Source organism: Amycolatopsis regifaucium, assembly GCF_001613935.1.
Classification (GTDB): Bacteria; Actinomycetota; Actinomycetes; order Mycobacteriales; family Pseudonocardiaceae; genus Amycolatopsis; species Amycolatopsis regifaucium.
The window spans coordinates 245,642-265,486 of record NZ_LQCI01000018.1 but is presented as its reverse complement, the minus strand read 5'-3'; the positions used below and the strand labels follow the sequence as shown (position 1 = coordinate 265,486).

The 19,845-nt window shown below is 70.6% G+C and carries 12 protein-coding genes; all 12 read left to right on the top strand.

Features of this window, described 5'->3' with window-relative positions; genetic code table 11:
* Nucleotides 1–8 precede the first annotated feature (8 nt).
* Genes AVL48_RS20880 through AVL48_RS20825 form a run of 12 tightly spaced genes read left to right on the top strand, consistent with a single transcriptional unit; the run spans nucleotide 9 to nucleotide 19,844 of the window.
* A complete protein-coding gene (locus AVL48_RS20880) occupies nucleotides 9–1,334 on the top strand; it encodes a salicylate synthase (protein ID WP_074038196.1) in 1,326 nt (441 codons plus the stop codon).
* Nucleotides 1,331–2,419, top strand: a complete 1,089-nt coding sequence (locus tag AVL48_RS20875) for a Gfo/Idh/MocA family oxidoreductase (protein ID WP_061982335.1) — start codon at nucleotides 1,331–1,333, stop codon at nucleotides 2,417–2,419. Before AVL48_RS20880 ends, AVL48_RS20875 begins: the two co-directional genes overlap by 4 nt.
* Entirely contained in the window at nucleotides 2,419–3,096 is a 678-nt protein-coding gene (locus AVL48_RS20870; RefSeq protein ID WP_061982334.1) for a VOC family protein, read from the top strand. Before AVL48_RS20875 ends, AVL48_RS20870 begins: the two co-directional genes overlap by 1 nt.
* Nucleotides 3,097–3,127: 31 nt before the next feature.
* Nucleotides 3,128–4,672, top strand: a complete 1,545-nt coding sequence (locus AVL48_RS20865) for an ABC transporter substrate-binding protein (RefSeq protein ID WP_061982333.1) — start codon at nucleotides 3,128–3,130, stop codon at nucleotides 4,670–4,672.
* Nucleotides 4,669–5,616 carry an ABC transporter permease gene (locus AVL48_RS20860; protein ID WP_244162474.1) on the top strand — a complete coding sequence of 316 codons (948 nt, stop codon included), beginning with the start codon at nucleotides 4,669–4,671 and terminating at the stop codon, nucleotides 5,614–5,616. Before AVL48_RS20865 ends, AVL48_RS20860 begins: the two co-directional genes overlap by 4 nt.
* On the top strand, nucleotides 5,613–6,374 hold the full coding sequence (locus tag AVL48_RS20855; RefSeq protein WP_061982332.1) for an ABC transporter permease: 762 nt from the start codon (nucleotides 5,613–5,615) through the stop codon (nucleotides 6,372–6,374). The genes AVL48_RS20860 and AVL48_RS20855 overlap by 4 nt, the downstream gene beginning before the upstream one ends.
* Nucleotides 6,371–7,846: an ABC transporter ATP-binding protein gene (locus AVL48_RS20850; RefSeq protein ID WP_061982331.1), complete on the top strand. Its 1,476-nt coding sequence runs from the start codon at nucleotides 6,371–6,373 to the stop codon at nucleotides 7,844–7,846. The genes AVL48_RS20855 and AVL48_RS20850 overlap by 4 nt, the downstream gene beginning before the upstream one ends.
* Nucleotides 7,843–13,158 (top strand): non-ribosomal peptide synthetase, encoded by a 5,316-nt coding sequence (locus AVL48_RS20845; RefSeq protein WP_061982330.1) that lies wholly within the window; start codon nucleotides 7,843–7,845, stop codon nucleotides 13,156–13,158. The genes AVL48_RS20850 and AVL48_RS20845 overlap by 4 nt, the downstream gene beginning before the upstream one ends.
* Nucleotides 13,155–14,882 carry an ABC transporter ATP-binding protein gene (locus tag AVL48_RS20840; RefSeq protein ID WP_061982329.1) on the top strand — a complete coding sequence of 576 codons (1,728 nt, stop codon included), beginning with the start codon at nucleotides 13,155–13,157 and terminating at the stop codon, nucleotides 14,880–14,882. Before AVL48_RS20845 ends, AVL48_RS20840 begins: the two co-directional genes overlap by 4 nt.
* Nucleotides 14,879–16,615 carry an ABC transporter ATP-binding protein gene (locus tag AVL48_RS20835; RefSeq protein ID WP_061982328.1) on the top strand — a complete coding sequence of 579 codons (1,737 nt, stop codon included), beginning with the start codon at nucleotides 14,879–14,881 and terminating at the stop codon, nucleotides 16,613–16,615. The genes AVL48_RS20840 and AVL48_RS20835 overlap by 4 nt, the downstream gene beginning before the upstream one ends.
* Nucleotides 16,612–17,604, top strand: coding sequence for a saccharopine dehydrogenase family protein (locus AVL48_RS20830; protein ID WP_063816526.1), 993 nt, complete (start codon nucleotides 16,612–16,614; stop codon nucleotides 17,602–17,604). Before AVL48_RS20835 ends, AVL48_RS20830 begins: the two co-directional genes overlap by 4 nt.
* Nucleotides 17,601–19,844, top strand: a complete 2,244-nt coding sequence (locus AVL48_RS20825) for a class I SAM-dependent methyltransferase (protein ID WP_061982327.1) — start codon at nucleotides 17,601–17,603, stop codon at nucleotides 19,842–19,844. Before AVL48_RS20830 ends, AVL48_RS20825 begins: the two co-directional genes overlap by 4 nt.
* The last annotated feature ends 1 nt before the right edge of the window (nucleotide 19,845 follow it).

Sequence of the window (19,845 nt, the reverse complement as noted above, 5' to 3'; positions counted from 1 at the left end):
GAGTTCCCGTGTTGTCGCGATACCGCTATGCCGAGCGGCGGATCCCGCTCGCCGCCGACGCCGCCACCACGCTCGCCGCGCTGGCGCGTGACCGGTCCGGCGACCAGGTCGGCTATGAGAACCGAGGGACGGTTTCCTGGGCCGAGGACCCGTGGGCGAGGGTCGAACTGCACGTCGGAGGGGCCCGGCTGATCGCCGATGACCGCGAAACCGAGTTCGCCGGAAAGCCGCTCGACGTCGTGGGCGAGGCGCTCGCCGCGGCCGGGATCGCGGACTGGCGGGCCTATGGCTGGGCGGGTTTCGAACTCGCGCACGCCCTGCACGACACCGCTTCGGCCGCAGGGCCGTTGGCCTGCCTCATGATCCCGCGCAAGGAAATCCGGCTCGACGGCAAGAGCGCGTTGCTCCGGGCGGCCACCGAGTCCGAAGTGGACGAACTCGCGGAGCGGCTGGCCGTCGCCACCGTTCCCGAACCGGCGGAGGACGATCGGGTCGTGGTCGATCTCGACCATGACGCGGCCGCGTATCGCGCCATGGTCGCCGCCGCGGTGGGCGACATCCGCGCGGGAAAACTCGACAAGGTGATCCTGTCCCGGGTGGTCCCGGTCGACGGCGAACTCGACCTCGCGGCCACGTATTCCGCGGGACGACGTGGCAACGATCCCGCGCGGTCTTACCTGCTGCGGCTCGGCGGGTGGGAGGCGGCGGGCTTCAGTCCGGAGATCGTCGCGCACGTGACCGCGGACGGCCGGGCGAGGACCCAGCCGCTGGCCGGGACCAGGGCGCTCGACGGCGACGCGCTCGACGTCGCCCGTCGTGCGGAGCTGTACCGCGATTCCAAGGAAGTCTTCGAGCACGCCATCTCGGTGCGGTTGGCCTCGGCCGAACTGGCCGAGGTGTGCGATCCGGATTCGGTGCGGGTCAGCGAATTCATGTCGGTCCGCGAACGCGGCAGTGTTCAGCATCTCGGCTCGGACGTGGTGGGTGAGCTGGCTTCGGGCAAGACGGCCTGGGACGCGCTGACCGCGTTGTTCCCGGCGGTCACCGCCTCCGGGATCCCGAAGGCGGCGGCGTGCGAAGTCATCGGCCGTCTCGAATCCGGACCGCGCGGGCTCTACAGCGGCGCTGTCCTGACCGCCGACGCCGACGGTTCGCTCGACGCGGCTCTGGTACTGCGCAGCGTCTTCCGGTACGAGGGTCGCACCTGGTTGCGGGCGGGTGCGGGCATCGTCGCACAGTCCACTCCGGACAGGGAACTCGAAGAAACCCTCGAGAAACTGCGCAGTGTCTCCCGGTTCCTGGTGCCAGCGCTCGCCACGGCGGCACTCGCGTGACCCGCCGCAAGGTCGTGGTGGCGGGTACCGCGTTCGGGCGGATCTATCTCGACGCCGTCCGAGCGGATCCGGAATCCTTCGAGCTGGAGGGCATTCTCGCGAGCGGGAGCGCTTACTCCGCCGAATGCGCGCGCCGGTACGGGGTGCCGCTGTACACCTCGGCGGACGAGGTGCCGGACGTCGACATCGTCTGCGTCGTCGTCCGCTCCGGAGCGCTGGGCGGCGACGGCTCCGAGCTGGCGCAGACCTTTCTGCGCCGGGGAATCCCGGTGTTGCAGGAACATCCGGTGCACGCCGGGGAGATCGCCGACTGTCTGCGCGCCGCCCGTGCCGGTGACGTCGCGTACTCGGTCAACACCCTGTACCCACGGCTGCGTCCGGTGCGGCGGTTCCTGGCCGCGGCGCGGGCGCTGCGCGAGCGGCAGGAGATCGCCTTCATCGACGCCGCCTGCAACAGCCAGGTCGCCTACCCGCTGCTCGACGTGCTCGGCCGCATCGCGGGCGGGCTGCGGCCATGGGCCTTCGGCGCGGTCCAGCCGTTCCCGTTCGCCGATCTCGCCGCGCCGCAACCCTTCCAGGCACTGCACGCCGTCGTCGGGGGAATCCCGGTGACCCTGCGCGTGCAGAACCAGGTCGACCCGGAAGACGCGGACAACCACTCCTTCCTGCTGCACCGGATTTCGCTCGGTGCCGAAGGCGGCGTGCTCACCCTCGCCGACACCCATGGACCCGTCCTGTGGAATCCGAGGTTGCACGCCGGACGCGACGAGACCGGACGACTGGTGATGGCCGGGCCCGGGACCGAACGTCTCGGCGTCACGACCACGGTGCCGCTGGGCGACGAGGAACCCGGCACCTACCACGACGTCTTCGCCGATCTCTGGCCGGACGCGGTCGCCGAAAGCCTGCGGGAGTTGTGCCGGGACATCGACGAACCGTCGCGCCGCGCCGCGGCCGGGCAATGGGCACTCGGTGTCTCGACCGCCTGGCGCGATCTCACCGCGGCGATCGGGTTGCCCGAGTTGATCGACCCCGGTGTCCCGGCCGAGATCGCCCTGGCTGATTTGTCCACAAAGGAGTGTTGATGGCCCGCTGCAGTCATGTGCTGTTGAAGGTCGACGACCTGCACCAGGCCGTTCGCGATTTCCGTGACCTGGGGTTCGTCGTCGACTACGCCAGCGCGGAGGAAAAGGCCAAGCACGCGCACATCTGGTTCGAAGACGGGCCGATCATCGAACTGCTGACCACACCGCCGGGCGCGCACCGGCTGAAGTGGCCGATCGAGTTCGCCTTCGGCCGCGGCTCGGGGGTACGGATGACCCGCTGGGCACTCGCGAACGAAGGGTTCTGCGACGTCGCCGTGCTGATCGACGAGCCGGATCTCGCCGGTCCGCTGAAGACGTTGCGGGCGGAGGGGATCCAGACGGGCCGGGCGGTGCGCTGGACCCGCACGAAGCCGGACGGCGAACAGACCAGGTTCCAGTTCGCCTACCCCCGGGCACCTCGGCTGCCGTTCCTGGTGAGTCCCTACGACCCGCCGCAGTATCCGCCGAAGGTCGAGCATCCGAACGGCGCGAAGAGCCTGCGCACCGTCGTGATCGACGTCGCCGCGGCCGACCGCCCGGCTTTCGACCGGATCACCGGCGGCGATCCGGCGTTCGCCGTCACCGAAGGCGTCGTCACGCGGGTCCGCGCGGTCGAACTCGAAGGGCTGTCCGGTCCGCTCGATCCCGCTTTGCTGCACGGCGCCGAAATCCACTGATCCACCCCCCCAGAACACCAGGAGTACGACCATGCCCTTCACCCGCCGCGACCTTTTCCGGACGGCCGGAGTCGCCGGAGCCGGATTTCTGCTGGCCGCCTGTGGCGCCTCCGGCCCGGTGAGTGCTCCCATCGCCGGGGCAGGTACCTCGGCCGCCCGGCGTGGCGGAGTGCTGAAGGCCGTGTTCACCGGTGGTGGCGCGGGGGAGAGCCTCGACCCCTATACCGGCGGATCACCGATCGACTTCGTCCGCCACGACATCCTCTTCGACTCACTGTTCACTTTGGACAAGGCCGAGGTCGTGCCGGGGCTCGCGTTGGCGGCCGAGCCCACGGCGGACGGCCGTGCGTTCGTGCTGCGGCTGCGGGCGGGAGTCCGCTGGCACGACGGGTCGGCGTTCACCGCGCAGGACGTCGCCTACAGCTTCCGGTACATGTCCGCGCCGGAGCGGGCCTATCCGAGCCAGTTGGCGTCCTTTGTGGACTCGGCGGCGGTACGGGTACGGGATCCGCTGACCCTGGAAGTGCCCACCAAGCAGGCACTCGGTGACCCGGCGCTGTTCCTCGCCGCCTTCCCGGCGAAGATCGTCAAGGACGGCGCGACGTCGTTCACCGCGGCCACCGCCGTCGGCACCGGCGCCTATCGCGTGACGGCGTTCGAGGCAGGCCGGGAAGCGCGTCTCGCCAGGTTCGACGGCTACTGGGGCGGTGCCGCACCGGCGGACGAACTGGTGCTGCTGAGCCTCACCGATCCGCAGGCCAAGGTGAACACCGTCGTCACCGGCCAGGCCGACTTCGCCGGGGACATTCCGTTCACCACGGCCAAAGCCGGAGTCGCGAGCGCCGATCTCGAGATCCGCACGGCCGGGGACGACCACCGCACCGCGTTCGGGTTCGTGCTCAACCCCACGCTCGAACCGTTCGACGATCCCCGCGTCCGTAAGGCGGTCCGGCTGGCGATCGACCGGCAGGCGCTGGTCGACACCATCCTGCTCGGCTACGGGACGGTGGGCAACGACCTGCTCTGCGCGGGCGCCAAGTACTTCGCCGCCAAGGAACCGCTCGCCCGCGACCTCGACAAGGCACGCGCGCTTGTCCGCGAGGCCGGGGCGGAGGGCGCGGAAGTGACCATCCGGACGGCGGAGTACGAGATCGGTTACAACGCCTCAACCCAGCTGCTCGCCGAGCAACTGAAGGCGATCGGGCTCGTGGTGAAGCCGCAGATCGTCGGCCCGGCCGAGTTCTTCCGGCCCGAGGCGGTGGCCGCCGCGCACGGTGTCTCGTTCTCCAGTGGCGCCGTCCCGCTCGCGGTGATGTACGGCAGGCTCGCCGGGTTCCCCGGCCTCGCGTTCCCCGACGAGCGGTTCAAGGCGGCGTTCGGCACGGGAATCGCCAGTACGGACGAGGGCACACGCGCCAAGGCGTGGGCCGAGGTCCAGGACGTGATGTACGACCGCGGCAACACGGTCATCTGGGGACAGGCGGATGTGCTGAGCCTCGCGCGCGAATCCGTCGCCGGGATCACCGTGCGGGACCAGGCCAAGTACCCGTACCTGGGGAAGGCCGGTATGGCGTGAGCAGGTTCGCGCGCGAACTCCTGACCCGGCTCGGCATGCTGGCGGCGTTGTCGATCCTGGTGTTCGCCGGGGTGGATCTCCTGCCCGGTGACCCGGTCACGAGCAGGCTCGGGATTTCCGCGACCCCGGAACGAGCCGCGGCGTTACGCGCCCAGCTCGGCCTCGACCGCCCGCTGCCGGCCCGGTACGCCGAGTGGGTTTCCGGCCTGTTCAGCGGAAATCTCGGGCTGTCGACGACCGGCAGGCCGGTGACAGAGCTGCTTTCGGACCGCGTCGGCAACTCCGCGTTGCTCGCCGGGCTGGCCGTCCTGCTGCTGGCGCCGCTGTCGCTGGGACTCGGGTTGTGGGCGGCTTGGCGACGCGGCCGGGTCGCGGACAAGACGATCTCGACGGGGTCGCTGCTGATGGTGTCCGTTCCGGAGTTCGTCGTGGCGGGTGGGCTGGTGCTGCTGTTCGCGGTGACGCTGCGGTGGTTCCCAGCGGTGTCCCTGCTGCCCGCCGGCGCGAGCCCGCTCGCGTACCCCGAAGTGCTCGTGCTCCCGGTGGCGAGCCTGGTGCTGGTCGGCTCCGCCTACGCGGTCCGCGTGATCCGCGGTGCCGCGGCGCAAACGCTTGCGGGTCCGCAGGCGGAATTCCTGCGGCTCAACGGGGTGCGCTGGCCGGTGCTGGCCCGGCGGCTCGTCGTCCCGGCGGTACTGCCGGTCGCGGTCCAGGTCTGGCTCGTCACCGGCGTCGCGCTCGTCGGCGGGGCCGTGCTGGTGGAGAAGGTGTTCGGGTACCCGGGAATCGGTGAACTGCTCGTGTCCTCGGTGCAGACCGGTGACCTGCCGGTGGTGCAGGCCGTCGTCCTCGTCCTGGGCGCGCTGATGCTGCTGGCGCTGCTGCTCGCCGACCTCGCCGTCGTCCTGCTGACGCCCCGCCTGCGGACAGGAGGAGCGCGATGATCCGTCGTGTTCTCCTCGCGGCGGGGATCCTGCTGCTCGGGATCGTCCTTTTCGGACCGGAGCTGACCCCGCATTCCGCGACCGCGCCGGTCGCCCCGCCCTACTCGCCGCCGGGCACCGGTGGGCTCTTCGGCACCGACCACCTCGGCCGTGACGTGCTGTCCCGCGTGCTCCACGGCGGCAGGCCACTCCTGCTGACGAGCTTCGTGTCCGCGCTCGCGGGCGCGGGTCTGGGTGCCGCGATCGGCCTGTCCACCGCGCCGGCCCGCCGCCGCTGGGTGGAGCCGGTGCTCATGCGGTCGCTCGACACGCTCGCCGCCGTCCCGCCGATCCTGCTGTCGCTGCTGGTACTGACCGCCGTGCCGAACCGCGCCGGGCTGATCCTCGCGGTCGCGCTGGTGAGCATCCCGCTGTCGGCCAGGGTCGCGCGGGCGGCCGCCGAACAGGTCCGCGGCCGGGCACACGTCGAAGCCGCGATCGCCAGGGGCGAGCGGTGGACCTGGTTGCTGGGCCGCGAAATCCTGCCGCTGGTGGCGGGTCCGCTGGCCGCCGACCTTGGCGTCCGGTTCGTCACCGCCGTCTACCTCGTCGCGGCGGCGGGGTTCCTCGGCCTCAGCACCTCCGATTCGGATTGGGGATTGCTCATCGTGGAGGCCCTGCCGGGCGCCGCGCTGCAACCGTGGGCGCTGCTCGTCCCGGTCGCCGGGATCGCGATCCTGGCCGTGGCCGCCAACCGGACCGCGGAGCGACTGACATGAGCCTGGTACACATCTCCGGTCTCCGGTTGTCCGCGGGGGACACCGAGATCCTCGCCGGTGTCGACCTGACGATCGCCGAGGGCGAGGCCGTCGCGCTGGCCGGACCATCGGGCGCGGGCAAGACGTCGTTGGCGCTGGCGGTGCTCGGGCACCAGCGGCCCGGTGTCCGGCGGACCGCCGGAACGGTCGAGGTCACCGGCCCGGTCGGCTACCTGGGGCAAGACCCGGGTTCGCTGCTGAACCCGTACGCGCGGGTCGCGTCGATCCTGCGGACCGCCGCCGGGCGCCGGGTGCCGCGCGCATTCGCCGACACCCTGCTGGACCGGGTCGCGCTGCCCGCGAGCCTCGCGCGCCGCTACCCGCACCAGCTTTCCGGCGGGCAGCAGCAACGGGTCGCGCTGGCCGTCGCGCTGGCGCGTTCGCCCCGGCTGCTGGTGCTGGACGAACCGACGACGGCGCTGGACCTGTTGGCCAAGGCGGAGGTGCTCGCCGAGATCGGACGGCTGCGGGCGGAGGGTGTCTCGCTGCTGTGGATCACGCACGACCTGGCGACGGTGCGGGAACTGGTGGACCGGGTCCTGGTGCTCGACGAGGGTCGGGTTTCGGGTCCGGAGAGTGCAATGAAAGGCCCCTTCATAGCAAATTTCGCAATGAAAGCGTCCTTCATCTCACGCGGGGAGGGGGCCAGCGCCGAGAAAGCACTCAGGGCCGACAAGCTCACCGCAGGATACCGCGGAACCCCCGTCCTCACCGGCGTCGACCTCACCGTCGCCCGAGGCGAGTGCCTGGCCGTCCTCGGCGTCTCCGGAGCGGGAAAAAGCACCCTCGCCCGCTGCCTCGCCGGACTTCACCGCCCCGGCACCGGAACCGTCACTCTCCACGAAGACCCCCTCAAGCCCGACGTCCGCGACCGCACGACCAAGGAAAGGGCCGCGATCGCCCTCGTGGCCCAAAACCCGGCCGAGGCGCTGCACCCGCGCCAGGACGTCCGCACCGCCCTCGTCCGCCCGATGCGGCTGCTGCGCGGAGTCAAGTCCCGCGAGGAGCAGGACGCCAAGGTCGCCGAACTGCTCGAAGCGGTCGGCCTCGACTCCACGATGGACAAAAGGTTGCCCGGTGAACTCTCCGGTGGGCAACGGCAGCGTGTCGCGCTGGCCAGAGCGTTGGCCGCGGAACCGGAAGTCCTCATCTGCGACGAGGTCACCTCCGCGCTCGACGCCGAGACCCAAGCGGAAGTCCTCACCTTGCTGAACGAACTCCGCGCCCGGCTCGGCCTCGCGGTCGTCCTGATCACGCACGACGCCGGTGTCGCGGTGTCCACTTCGGACCGTTTGCTGGTGTTGCACGCGGGCCGTTCCGTGCTCACCGCCCCGACCGCCGGACTGGTGCCCGAAGGAGCTGATCCGGACCGCGTGATCACCCGCCTGCTGACCGACCCGTCCCGAACCGAACAAGGAGCTTCGCTGGTATGACCGAGCAGATCATCGACGAGCTGCGCGCATTGGGCGTCCGGTTGTGGGCCGAGGCCGGGCAGCTGAAGTTCCGCGCCCCGCGCGGTGTCCTGAGCGACGCGCACAAGGCGGCCCTCAAAGCGAACAAGGCCACGATCCTCGCCCTTCTCCAAACCGACGAGAAGGCCATCACCCACGACGCGGAAGCCCGCCACGAGCCGTTCCCGCTCACCGACGTCCAGACCGCGTACCTCCTCGGCAGGCAGGATTCCTTCGGTTACGGCGGGGTCGCGTGCCACGGCTACCTCGAAGTCGCTTACCCCGCACTGGATCACCAGCGGGTCGAGGACGCGTGGAACGTCCTCATCGCCCGGCACGACATGCTCCGGGCGGTCGTCGAACCCGACGGCTACCAGCACGTCCTGCCCGAGGTCCCGCGGTTCCGCGTCGAGTACTCGGAGGATCCGCTCGCGGTCCGCGCGGAACTGGGCCACCGCGTCTACGAGACCACTCGCTGGCCGCTTTTCGATCTGCACGTCACCCCCGGCACGCTGCACATCTCCATGGATTCGCTGATCGCGGACTGGGCGAGCGCCGGGATCCTGCTCGGCGAACTCGACACGCTCCTCGCCGACCCGCACGCGGAGCTGCCGCCGCTCGAAGTCACCTTCCGCGACCATTTGCTGGCGGAGCGGGCCTTGCGTGACACCGACCGGTACCGCCGCGACCGCGACTACTGGCAGGCCCGCGTCGACGATCTGCCCGCCTCGCCCGACCTCCCGAGGAAACCGGGAGAGAGCGCCGGTCCGGTCCGGTTCGACCGGCACCACACCCGGCTCGACGCCTTGACCTGGACGACATTGTGCGAACGGGCGAAGCAGTACGGTCTCACGCCGTCGAACGTCGTCCTCGCCGCCTACACCGACGTGCTCCGCCGCTGGTCACGCCGTCCTCGGTTCGGCCTCAACCTGACCCTGCTCAACCGGCGGCCGTCGCATCCGCAGGTCGGGATGCTCGTCGGCGACTTCACCTCGGTGACCCTGCTCGCGGTGGAAAACATGGCGGGGCAGGCTTTTCACGAACGCGCCCGCGGACTCGCCGAGCAGCTGTTCACCGATCTGGACCACCGGCTGTTCTCCGGGGTCGAGGTGGTGCGGGAGATCGCCCGCCGCCGCGGTCGCGAGGCCGCGCTGATGCCGGTCGTGTTCACCAGCGGCATCGGGCTCGGTTCGAGTGACCGGCCCGCCGGATACGGCATCACCCAGACGCCGCAGGTGTTCCTCGACTGCCAGGTGACCGACGACGCCGGCGGGATCGCGATCAGCTGGGACGTCCGGCAGGGGATCTTCCCGGACGGTCTGGTCGCCGACATGTTCGCCGCGTTCGAAACCCTCCTGCGCGACCTCGCCGCGACCGGCGACGGCTGGGAAGGCACTGGTCCGGTCCCGCTGCCGCAATGGCAGGTCGCCGAGCGCGCGGTGGTGAACGACACCGCGGCACCGCTGCCCGAGGCGTTGCTGCACGCGGAGTTCTTCGCCCGGGCCGCCCGCGAGCCCGGGGCGACCGCGATCACCGGCCCGGCCGGGACCCTGACCTACGGAGAACTCGCCCGCCAGGCGGGTGCGGTCGCGGCGGCGTTGCGCGGCAAGGAACTGGACCGTGTCGCCGTGGTGATGGACAAGGGACCGGAGCAGCTCGCCGCCGTACTCGGCATCCTGCTGGCGGGCGGTGCCTACCTGCCGGTGGACACCACACAACCCGCGCTGCGCCGGGAAAAGGTCCTTGCGTCAGCCGGTGTCCGCGTGGTGCTCGGTCAATCGTGGGTCGCCCGTCCGGAGGGCGTCGAGGTCATCGACGTCGACACACTCGTGCCCGCCGACGAGATCCCCGTCGCGCCCCCGGGTGATCCGGACACGCTGGCGTACGTGATCTACACCTCCGGTTCGACCGGCGAGCCGAAGGGCGTGATGATCACGCACCGCGCGGCGCTGAACACCATCGAGGACATCAACCGCCGCTTCGGGATCACCGGCGAGGACCGCGTGCTCGGACTCGCGCACCTCGGGTTCGACCTCTCGGTGTATGACATCTTCGGCACGCTGTCGGTCGGCGCGAGCCTCGTCCTGCCGGAGGCGGGACGACCCGGTGACCCGTCGCATTGGGCGCGGCTGGTCGCGGACCACGGCGTCACGGTGTGGAATTCGGTGCCCGCCCAGCTGCAGATGCTGGCCGGCTATCTCGAATCCGAGCCGCTGGCGATCCCGAGCCTGCGCCTGGCGCTGTCGTCCGGTGACTGGATCCCGGTCACGCTGCCCGCGCAGCTGGCGAAGCTGGCGAACGCCGAACTGGTCAGCCTTGGCGGCGCGACCGAAGCGGCGATCTGGTCCATCTTCCACCCCATCGATCGGGTCGATCCGCGGTGGGCGAGCATTCCGTACGGAAGGCCGCTGGCCAATCAGGGCTTCCGCATTCTCGGCAAGTCCTATCAGGACTGTCCCGTGTGGACCGCTGGTGACCTGTACATCACCGGGGCCGGTCTCGCGCTCGGCTACTTCGGGGACGAAGAACTGACCGCTTCGAGGTTCTTCACGCACGAGGGGATTCGCCTCTATCGCACCGGCGACCTCGGCCGGTACCTGCCCGGTGGCGAGATCGAATTCCTGGGCCGCGAAGACGATCAGGTCAAGCTGCGTGGACATCGGATCGAACTCGGCGAGGTCGAGGCCGCGCTGCTTTCCCACGAGGACGTCGGCGCCGCCGCCGTCGTGCTCACCGGCGAGCGGCACGGTGAACGCGCGCTGCTCGGTTTCGCCGAACCGGCCCGACGGTCCGAAATGGATGAGATCCCGCCCCGGCTGGCCGAAACGGTGCGCAAGTTCGCCGACCGTCAGGTGGTCGGAATCGGTGAAGATCACATCACCGAGCACGTCGCGAAGCTGCACGAGGCCGCGCTGCTGTCCATGCTCGGCGCGCTGACCGAACGCGGCGCGTTCGAGAACCCGCAAGACGCCGACGGCGTACTGGAAACGGCGAGGATCCACGAACAGCACCACTGGCTGGTCCGCCGCTGGCTCACTCTCCTCGCCGACGCGGGGAAACTCGCCTTCGACGGTCGCTACACCCGGGTCGCCGACGCCGGTTCCGAGCTGGTCGCCGAAGCCTGGCGCCAGGTCGAACAGGGGTTGGCGACGCCGGAGTTCGTGCGCTACCACGAACTCCACGTCGAGCATGTCCACGCCCTGCTGGACGGCGACCAGAACCCGTTCGAGCTGCTGTTCCCCGAGGGAAGGCTGGACACCGCACGGGCGATCTACCGCGACGACACGATCACCCGCTACCTCAACCACGGCGCCGCCGCGCTGCTGAACCGGCTCGCGGCGGCGAGCGACCGGCCGCTGCGGATCCTGGAAGCGGGCGCGGGTACCGGCGCGACGACGTCGGCGGTTCTGCCGATGCTCGAAGGCTTCGACGTCGATTACCTCTTCACCGACCTCACCCCGTTCTTCCTCACCCCGGCCCGCGAGGAGTTCCCCCGTGCCCGGTTCGGTCTTTTCGACCTCGACCAGGAATTCCGGGCGCAGGGCTACGCGCCGAACTCGTTCGACGTCGTCCTCTGCGCGGGAGTCCTGAACAGCACCCGCGACCCGGCCTCCGCGATCGCCGCGGCGACCGAACTCCTCGCGCCGGGCGGCTGGCTCGTGTTCACCGAACCGACGGCGGAACACCCGCATATCCTGCTGACCCAGGGGTTCATGATGGAACCCGCCGGGGGCGATCACCGCACGGGTGCGACCCCGCTCCTGTCCACTGAGGACTGGCTGGGGCTGGTCGACGCCGACGTCGTCCTCCCCGCCGACGGTCATCCGCAAGCCGCGCAGGGGATGCGGTTGTTCGCGACCCGCGTCAAGACCGACCGGCGGCACGTCACCGCCGACGACCTCACCGCGTTCCTCGCCGAACGCCTCCCCGCGCATATGGTGCCCGCGCACGTCCAGGTGATCGACGAACTGCCGCTCACCGGCAACGGCAAGGTGGATCGCAGGACACTCGCCGGATGGAGGCCGATCCTGGCCGACGACGACCTCGCCGCCGAGGACGGGCCGCCGGACGAACTCGAGGGCAGGCTCACCGCGTTGTGGGCGACGGCGCTCGGCCTGCCGCGGATCGGCCGCGACGACAACTTCTACGACCGAGGTGCCGATTCACTCGTGCTCGCCAGGGTCGCCGGGCGGCTGCGCGAGGAGATCCCGGAGGCGGGGCCGTTCACCTACGACACGCTGCTGCGCCAGATGCTCAACGAGCCGACGGTGTCCGCGCTGGCCAGAGCCCTGCGTACACAGCCGTTGTCCACACCTGTGGAAGATTCCGACAGGTCGGGTAACGCGCTCCTGATCTCCTTCGGTGGCGGGGAAGAGGGGCCGGCGCGGGTGCTGTTCCACGCGGCGCTCGGCACACTCGACTACTTCCAGTCGCTCGGGAAGGCCTTGGCGGCGCAGGAACTCGGGCCGGTGATCGGCGTGGCCGTCGCCGATCAGGAGGCCTACTGCGAGATCGACCCGAAACAGCTGATCGGCCGGGTCGCCGACGACTACGCCGACCGCCTTCTCGCGGCGGGGCACACACGGTTCCAGCTGATCGGCTACTGCCTCGGCGGCCTGCTGGCCACCGAGGTCGCCCGCAGGCTGCTGGAACGCGGCGTGCCCGTCGACGACCTGACCCTCGTCGACAGCATCCCGATGTTCCTGGAAACCGGGGAAGAACTGGCGTTCGAGGCGATCTTCGTCCCGAACCTCGACCTCGATCCGGTCACCGCCGTCTTCGGGTCCGATGTGGACAGTGCGGACGTCTACCGGGCGATCGAGAAGCTCATGACCGACCACGACCGGAACGTCCCCGCCGGGGCGATGGGCGCGCTCACCGGCGACCCCGGCCTGGAAGCGGTCGCGGCGGCCGTCCGGCGGCGGCACGAGCTGGACCAGGAGACCCGGCTGGCGCAATACGCCGAAGCGGCGTCGAAACAGGCCGGGATCCCGGTCGACCCCGAACTGGTTCCCGCGCTGTTCCGCGTCTGCCGCCACAGCATGCGCGCGGCCAGGTACGACCCCGAGCCGTACGTCGGCGACATGACCTTCCTGCGGGCGACCGAACAGCAGTCGTTCGGCGTCACCGCCGGGGTCGGACATCTCGCGGCGCCGTTCTGGGAGAAGACCTGTCTCGGCGAGTTCACCGTGCTCGACGTGCCAGGCAACCACTTCAGCGTCATCGAACCGCCGAACGTCGACGTCGTCGTCGCGCATCTCGGTGCCGCCATCACCTCGGGAGTGACCGCGTGAGCCCACTGAAGGAACTGCGGAAGCCCGTCGCCGGGTTGACCCGGCTCGGGGTGATCGTCGGTGCCGTCGGTTCGCTGACCACGCTCGTCCCGTTCGCCGGGCTTGCCGAATTCGGGCGGATCCTCCTGGAAGAGGCCCCGGCCGACACCGGGCGGCTCACCACGGTCGCGGTCGTCATCGTGGCGGCGCTGATCACCGGAGCGCTGCTGAACATGCTCGCGCTGGGGCTGACCCACGTCGCCGACGCGCGGCTGCAGGCACTCCTGCGGCGTCGCATGGTGGACCGGCTCGGCGCGGTCCCGCTCGGCTGGTACACCGACGTCACCTCCGGGCAGGTGCGCAAGGCCGCGCAGGACGACGTCGAGGAGCTGCACCATCTCGTGGCGCACCACGACGTCGAGATGACCGGCGCGATCGTGCTGCCGCTCGGCGGGGTCGCCTACCTGTGCTGGCTGGACTGGCGGCTCGCGCTGCTCGCGATCGTCACGCTGCCCGTCTACCTGTTCGCCTACGCCTCGATGATGCGCGGGTTCGCCGACAAGATGCGGCAGCTCGACTCGGGTTTCGCGAAGGTGAGCGCGGCGATCGTCGAGTTCGTGCACGGCATCACCGTGGTCAAGGCGTTCGGCCAGGCGGGGCGCGCACATCGCGGCTACCGGCGGGCCGTCGTCGACTACGGCGAGCGTTACGCCGGCTGGGTCCGCCCGATCCTCAAACTCGAAGCGCTGACGTCGCTGGCGCTTTCGGCGCCGGTGATCGCGTTGGTGAGCCTGGCGGGCGGGACCTGGTTCGTCTCCGAGGGTTGGGTGAGCCCGGTCGACGTCCTCGCCGAGGTGCTGGTGGCGATGATCATCCCGTCCACTTTGCTCACGCTCAACAGCGGGTTCACCGCCCAGCGCAAGGCGGAGGCGGCCGCGGAACGGATCACTACCCTGCTGGACACCCCGGTGTTGCCGGTCGAGGAGAAACCCGAGGAGCCGGAGGGACATCTGGTCGAGTTCGACCACGTTTCGTTCGGCTACAACGAAGGCGAGACAGTGCTGGCGGACGTCAGCCTGATCTGCCACCCCGGCACGGTGACCGCGCTGGTCGGCAGCTCGGGCGCGGGGAAGTCGACGCTCGCGAAACTGGTTCCCCGGTTCTACGACGTCACCGGCGGAGCGGTGCGGCTGGGCGGGGTCGACGTCCGGAAGATCGCGCCGGAAGTGCTGTACCGCAAGGTCGGGTTCGTCCTGCAGGACGTCCAGCTGCTGCATGGCAGCGTCGCCGACAACGTGCGGCTCGGCCGTCCACAAGCGACGGACGCCGAAGTCGAAGCCGCCGCCGAAGCGGCCCGGATCCACGACAGGATCCTCGCGCTGCCCCGGGGTTACGACTCGGTGGTCGGGGAGGACGCGGTGTTCTCCGGCGGTGAGGCACAGCGGATCTCGATCGCGCGGGCCTTGCTCGCCGACACCCCGGTGCTCGTGCTCGACGAGGCGACCGCCTACGCCGACGCGGAATCCGAGGCGCGGATCCAGCAGGCGTTGTCCACCCTCGCCCGCGGCCGCACGGTGCTGGTGATCGCGCACCGGCTGGCCACCATCGCCGGAGCCGACCGGATCGCCGTGCTCGACGGCGGGAAGATCGCCGAATCCGGCACCCACGAAGAACTACTGACCGCCGACGGGCGCTACGCCCGGATGTGGCACGCGCACGCCGGTGCCGAGGAGGGCGTCCGATGATCAGGGACCTGCAGGCGATCATGGGGCCGGAGCATCGCCGCTCGCTGCGCGTCTACTTCGCGTGGCTGGCCGGGTATGCCGTGCTGCAAGGGCTCGCGATGGCCTCGCTCGTGCCGGTGCTCCAGGCGCTGCTGGGCGGTACCCCCGCCGACGCGTGGAGCAGGCTGCTGGTGACAGCGGTGATCGTCGTCTTCGCCTGTGTCGCGCACTACCAGCAGGCGATGAAGGGGTTCGCCCTGTCGCTGGTCACGCTGACCAGCCTGCACACCAGGCTCGGCGATCACGTCGCGAGCCTGCCGCTCGGCTGGTTCTCCTCGGAGAAGGTCGGCAGGCTTTCCCGCAGTGCCACCGGCGGCACGCTGATGGTCACCAGTGTCACCGCGCATCTGCTGACGCCGGTCGCCACCGGGATCGTGACTCCGGCGACCGTCGCGGTCGCGATGTTCTTCTTCGACTGGCGACTCGCCGTGGCCACGATCCTGTGCGCGCCGGTGTTGTACGTCGTCCACCGCTGGGCGGCGTCCTCGGTCGGCCGGTCCGAGGAGCGGACCGACGCGGCGAGCAGCGTGGCCAGCAGCCGGGTCGTGGAGTTCGCCCGAACGCAACAGGCGTTGCGTGCCTTCGGCCGGACGGCCAACGGCTACGCCCCGCTCGACGACGCCATCGAAACGCAGCGCAAGGAGTGGGGCGGCATGCTCGCCAGGACCGCGCCCCGGCTGCTCGCGAGCGGCCTCGCCGCGCAACTGGCGTTCGCCGCACTGATCGCGGTCGGGGTGTCGCTCGCCGCGACCGGATCCATCGATCCGGTGGTGCTGGTGGCGTTGCTCGCGCTGGCGGCCCGCTTCACCGGTCCGCTCGGCGAACTCGCCGGGCAGAGCGGGATGCTGCGCATGGCCGCCAACGATCTGCGCCGTCTTGCCGCGATCTTCGACGAGAAACCGTTGGCGGAACCGGCGGAATCCCGGCCGGGCGCCGTACCCGGCGAGGTCGCGCTGCGGGGGGTGACCTTCGGCTACCGGCCGGGTGAGCCGGTCTTGCGTGACGTCTCGTTGCGCATCCCGCCGGGCACGATGACCGCGATCGTCGGCGCCTCCGGTTCGGGCAAGACCACCATCACGCGGCTGGTCATGCGGTTCTTCGACGTCGACGAAGGCGTGGTCTCGGTCGGCGGCGCGGACGTCCGTGACCTGTCCACTGTGGATCTGATGGCGCAGCTGTCCGTGGTGATGCAGGACGTCTACCTTTTCGACGACACCCTGGAGGCGAACATCCGGCTCGGCAGGCCGGACGCCTCCGACGAGGACGTGCGCGAAGCGGCGACACTCGCCGGGGTCGACGAGATCGTCGAACGACTGCCCCGTGGCTGGCAGAGCAAGGTCGGTGAAGGCGGTACTTCGCTGTCCGGTGGTGAACGTCAGCGGGTCTCGATCGCCAGGGCCCTGCTCAAGAACGCGCCGATCGTGCTGCTCGACGAGGCGACCGCGGCGCTCGACCCGGAGAACGAGCGGTTCGTCCAGAACGCGCTGCGTTCGTTGAAGGACCGGTCGACGTCGCTGGTCATCGCGCACAAGCTGCCCACGGTGATGGCGGCCGACCAGATCGTCGTGCTCGACGGCGGGAGGATCGCCGAAGCCGGGACACACGAAGAACTCCTGGCGGCGAACGGCCGGTACACGAGCTTCTGGCGGGAACGCCGGGACGCGCAGGGCTGGCGTCTGGTGGGCGGCGCGTGATCGGGGTACTGGGCGCGACCGGCGACGTCGGCCGGCACGCGGCCGGCTTCCTGGAGCGGCTCGGGATCGGCCCGGTGCGCTCTGGTGGATCCGCCGCGGCGGACTTCCGGGACCCGGTGTCGCTGGACCGCTTCGCCTCCGGATGCGAGGTGCTGGTCAACTGCGCCGGGCCGGCGCACGCCATCGGTGACAGCGTCGCCGAGGCGGCCCGCCGGGCAGGTGCGCACTACGTCGGCGCGTCCGGGGACAACCCAGTGCGAGTCCACGATGGACGTACGGCGTTGTTGTCCGCCGGCCTCCAGCCGGGGCTCACCGCGGTGCTACCCCGCTGGCTGGCCCGTGACGCCGAAGTCCACACCCTCAAGGTCTGGCTCGGCGTGTCCGACCTGTTCAGCCGGTCGGCCGCCGAGGACTACCTGCACGCGGCCGCCGCCGGTCACGGCGAGGCCTTGGCGGCCTGGCGTGGGGAACGGCGGTCGAAGGCGCTGACCCGGGAAACCGGGGTCACGCTGCCGTTCTTCCCGGAGCCGGTGGCCCTGTTGCCCTACCTCGCGCCCGAGTCCGAACGGCTCGCGCGAGCGCTCCGGGTCACCCATGGCGACTGGTACACGGTGCTGTCCGGCGAGCACGTCGGCCGGGCCTTCGACCGGGTCCACGGCCTCGGCCGTGAGGAAGCGGTGGCGGCCTTGTGCCGGGCGAGCCGTCTCGACCTTGCCGGACGTGAGCCGCGTGTGGTGCTGATCGCCGAAGCCGACGGCCGCACCGCCGTACTCCAGGCGAAGGGGAACGGCGCGGTGACCGGTGCCGTCGTCGCGCTGGCCGTGTCCGCACTCGAACGCGGCGAAGTGCCACCCGGCTCCTATTTCGCGGGTGAGGTCTTGAATCCGAAGTCCCTTGTGGACGGTCTGGCAGGGCTGGGCGTCGCGGGCAGCCGCGTCTTCGACCTCCCGCTGAGCCGTCTCGTGCTGGAAGAAGAGGGCGCGCTGTGAACGGCGAAGACATCCCCAAGGCCTTGCGGGTGCTCGAGGAGAGCAGCCTGCGGGCGATGGCCGCGGCGCTGCCCGTGTGCGTTCCGGCTCCCCGGCACGAATGGCTGGCCGAACGCTGGCGTGCGGCACTGGCGGCCGAAGCCACGTCGACCGAAGCCGTCGAGCCCGGCCCCGAATTCGAAGAGGCCTATGCCGCGCTGGGTTTCCCGCCCGCGATGGCCGCGCTGCACCGGGTGACGCTGGACAGGCTGCCGGATCTGGTGGCCGACCGGGTGACGCTGCCCGGCCTGTTCGACGTCGCCGCACTGGCGGCCTACCAGGACAACGTGTTCACCCGGTATCTCAACGGGGTCGCCGCGGACGTGCTCAGCGGCAGCCGCGACGTTCTCGAACTCGGCGGCGGGGAAGGCTTCGCCACCGCGGCGCTTCTTCCGGTCGTGAAGGGGAAGTACCTGTTCACCGACGTGTCCCGCGTGTTCACCGTCGCCGCGGCCGAGCGGTACCGCGGCCGCGCCGGGTTCACCACGGCGGTACTCGACATGGACCAGGACTTCGGCGCGCAGGGCGTCACGGCGGCGACCGCGGTGTTCGCGGGGAACGCGTTGCACAACGCGGCGCACCTCGGCCGGACCCTGCGCCGGATCCGCGGGGTGCTCGAACCCGGCGGCAAGCTGGTGTTCACCGAGTCGAGCCACGAAAATCACGCGCTCCTGACGTCCATGGCGTTCCTGCTGTCCGCCCCGGGGGGAAAGCTCAGGCCGGGGACGGCCGATCGCCGTGGTGGTGCGCCGTTCCTCGACGAATCCGGCTGGCGGGCCGAACTCGCGGCGGCCGGGTTCACCTTGGAAACGGTCTTGCCGGAACCGGATTCCCCGCTCGCCGTAGCCGGGCAACGCCTGTTCGTCGCTGTGGCCACCGACGAGATCCCGCCCGACTGGAGTCCCGCGAAGGTACTCGCGCACCTCGAACGCACGGGTGCCGAGCACGCCGTACTGCCCGCGTCCACGCTTCGGGAGCTGCCGGATCATCCAGCCGCGCTGCTCGCGGACCTGCCGCGACTACGCCGGATCGAGAGCACCGGCTGGCTCACCGACACGGAAGCCGATGCCGTGCGGGAGACGTTCGGCGTCGAGGTCGTCCGGCATACGGCACCAGAAGTGCGGGTCGACGTCGCCGCGGCCGGTGCCGCCGCCGATCGGGCGTTGGCGCATATCGATCTTCCCGCGGCCGTCGACGCCGTCCAGGATTTCGGCCGGACGGCGCTGCTGTCGATGCTCAACGTGCTCCGCCCGGTCCTGGGGCGGCCGGAAGACGAGATCCTGGCCGGCACCACCGGTCATCGACGACTGCTCAAACGCTGGCTCGACGTCCTGAAGGCCGAGGGCCTGCTGACCGAGGACCACCAGCCGGTGCCGGATCCGGCCGAATACTCGGATGAGGCGCTGGAAAGCGCCTGGCAGCGGGCTCGTCGGGCGTGGCTGGACACCGTCGGCTCGGCGGGCACCGTCGACTACGCCATGGCCAACGCGCGGAAGCTGCCCGAGCTGCTTGCCGGGCGTGAACAGGCGGTCAACCTCCTGTTCCCCGAGGGCCGGACAGATCTCGCCGCGGCGCTTTACCGCGAGAACGTGACCGGCCGCTACCAGCACCACGCGGTCAGCGCGCTGGCCGCCGGGATCGCCGCCGGACGGCGGGTGCGGATCCTCGAGGTCGGCGCGGGCACCGGTGCCACCACCGACCACGTGCTCCCGGCGCTGGACGACGTCGAGTACGTGTACACCGACGTCTCGGCCTACTTCCTGGACCAGGCGAAAGAGCGGCTGGGCGGTGACCCGCGTGTCCACTTCGGACGGTTTGACATCGACGCGCCGATCGCGGAGCAGGGCTTCTCGCCGGAGTCGTTCGACGTCGTCATCGGCGGCGGTGTGCTCAACGCCGCCCAGGACACCGACGCCTCCGTCGCCCGGCTTACCGAACTCCTCGTGCCGGGTGGCTGGCTGCTGCTCACCGAACCGACCGTCGAAGAGTTCTGGGTCCTGACGTCGCAAGCGTTCCTGATGACCGACGCCGCCGACGACCGCGCGGAGAACCGCGCCAGCTTCCTCACCCTGGCGCAATGGAACGCCGTGCTCGACCGCGCCGGGCTCGTCCGCGCGGAGGGTCTGCCCGCTGCCGGACATCCGCTCGAAGTGCTGGGTCACCGCGTATTCGCCGCGCGCAAGCCACGACTCCCCGCCTGAA

Coding starts and splice junctions, on each gene's coding strand:
- AVL48_RS20855 (WP_061982332.1), top strand. CDS start 5,613: ATGATCCGTCGTGTTCTCCTCGCGGCGGGGATCCTGCTGCTCGGGATC.
- AVL48_RS20835 (WP_061982328.1), top strand. CDS start 14,879: ATGATCAGGGACCTGCAGGCGATCATGGGGCCGGAGCATCGCCGCTCG.
- AVL48_RS20865 (WP_061982333.1), top strand. CDS start 3,128: ATGCCCTTCACCCGCCGCGACCTTTTCCGGACGGCCGGAGTCGCCGGA.
- AVL48_RS20870 (WP_061982334.1), top strand. CDS start 2,419: ATGGCCCGCTGCAGTCATGTGCTGTTGAAGGTCGACGACCTGCACCAG.
- AVL48_RS20845 (WP_061982330.1), top strand. CDS start 7,843: ATGACCGAGCAGATCATCGACGAGCTGCGCGCATTGGGCGTCCGGTTG.
- AVL48_RS20850 (WP_061982331.1), top strand. CDS start 6,371: ATGAGCCTGGTACACATCTCCGGTCTCCGGTTGTCCGCGGGGGACACC.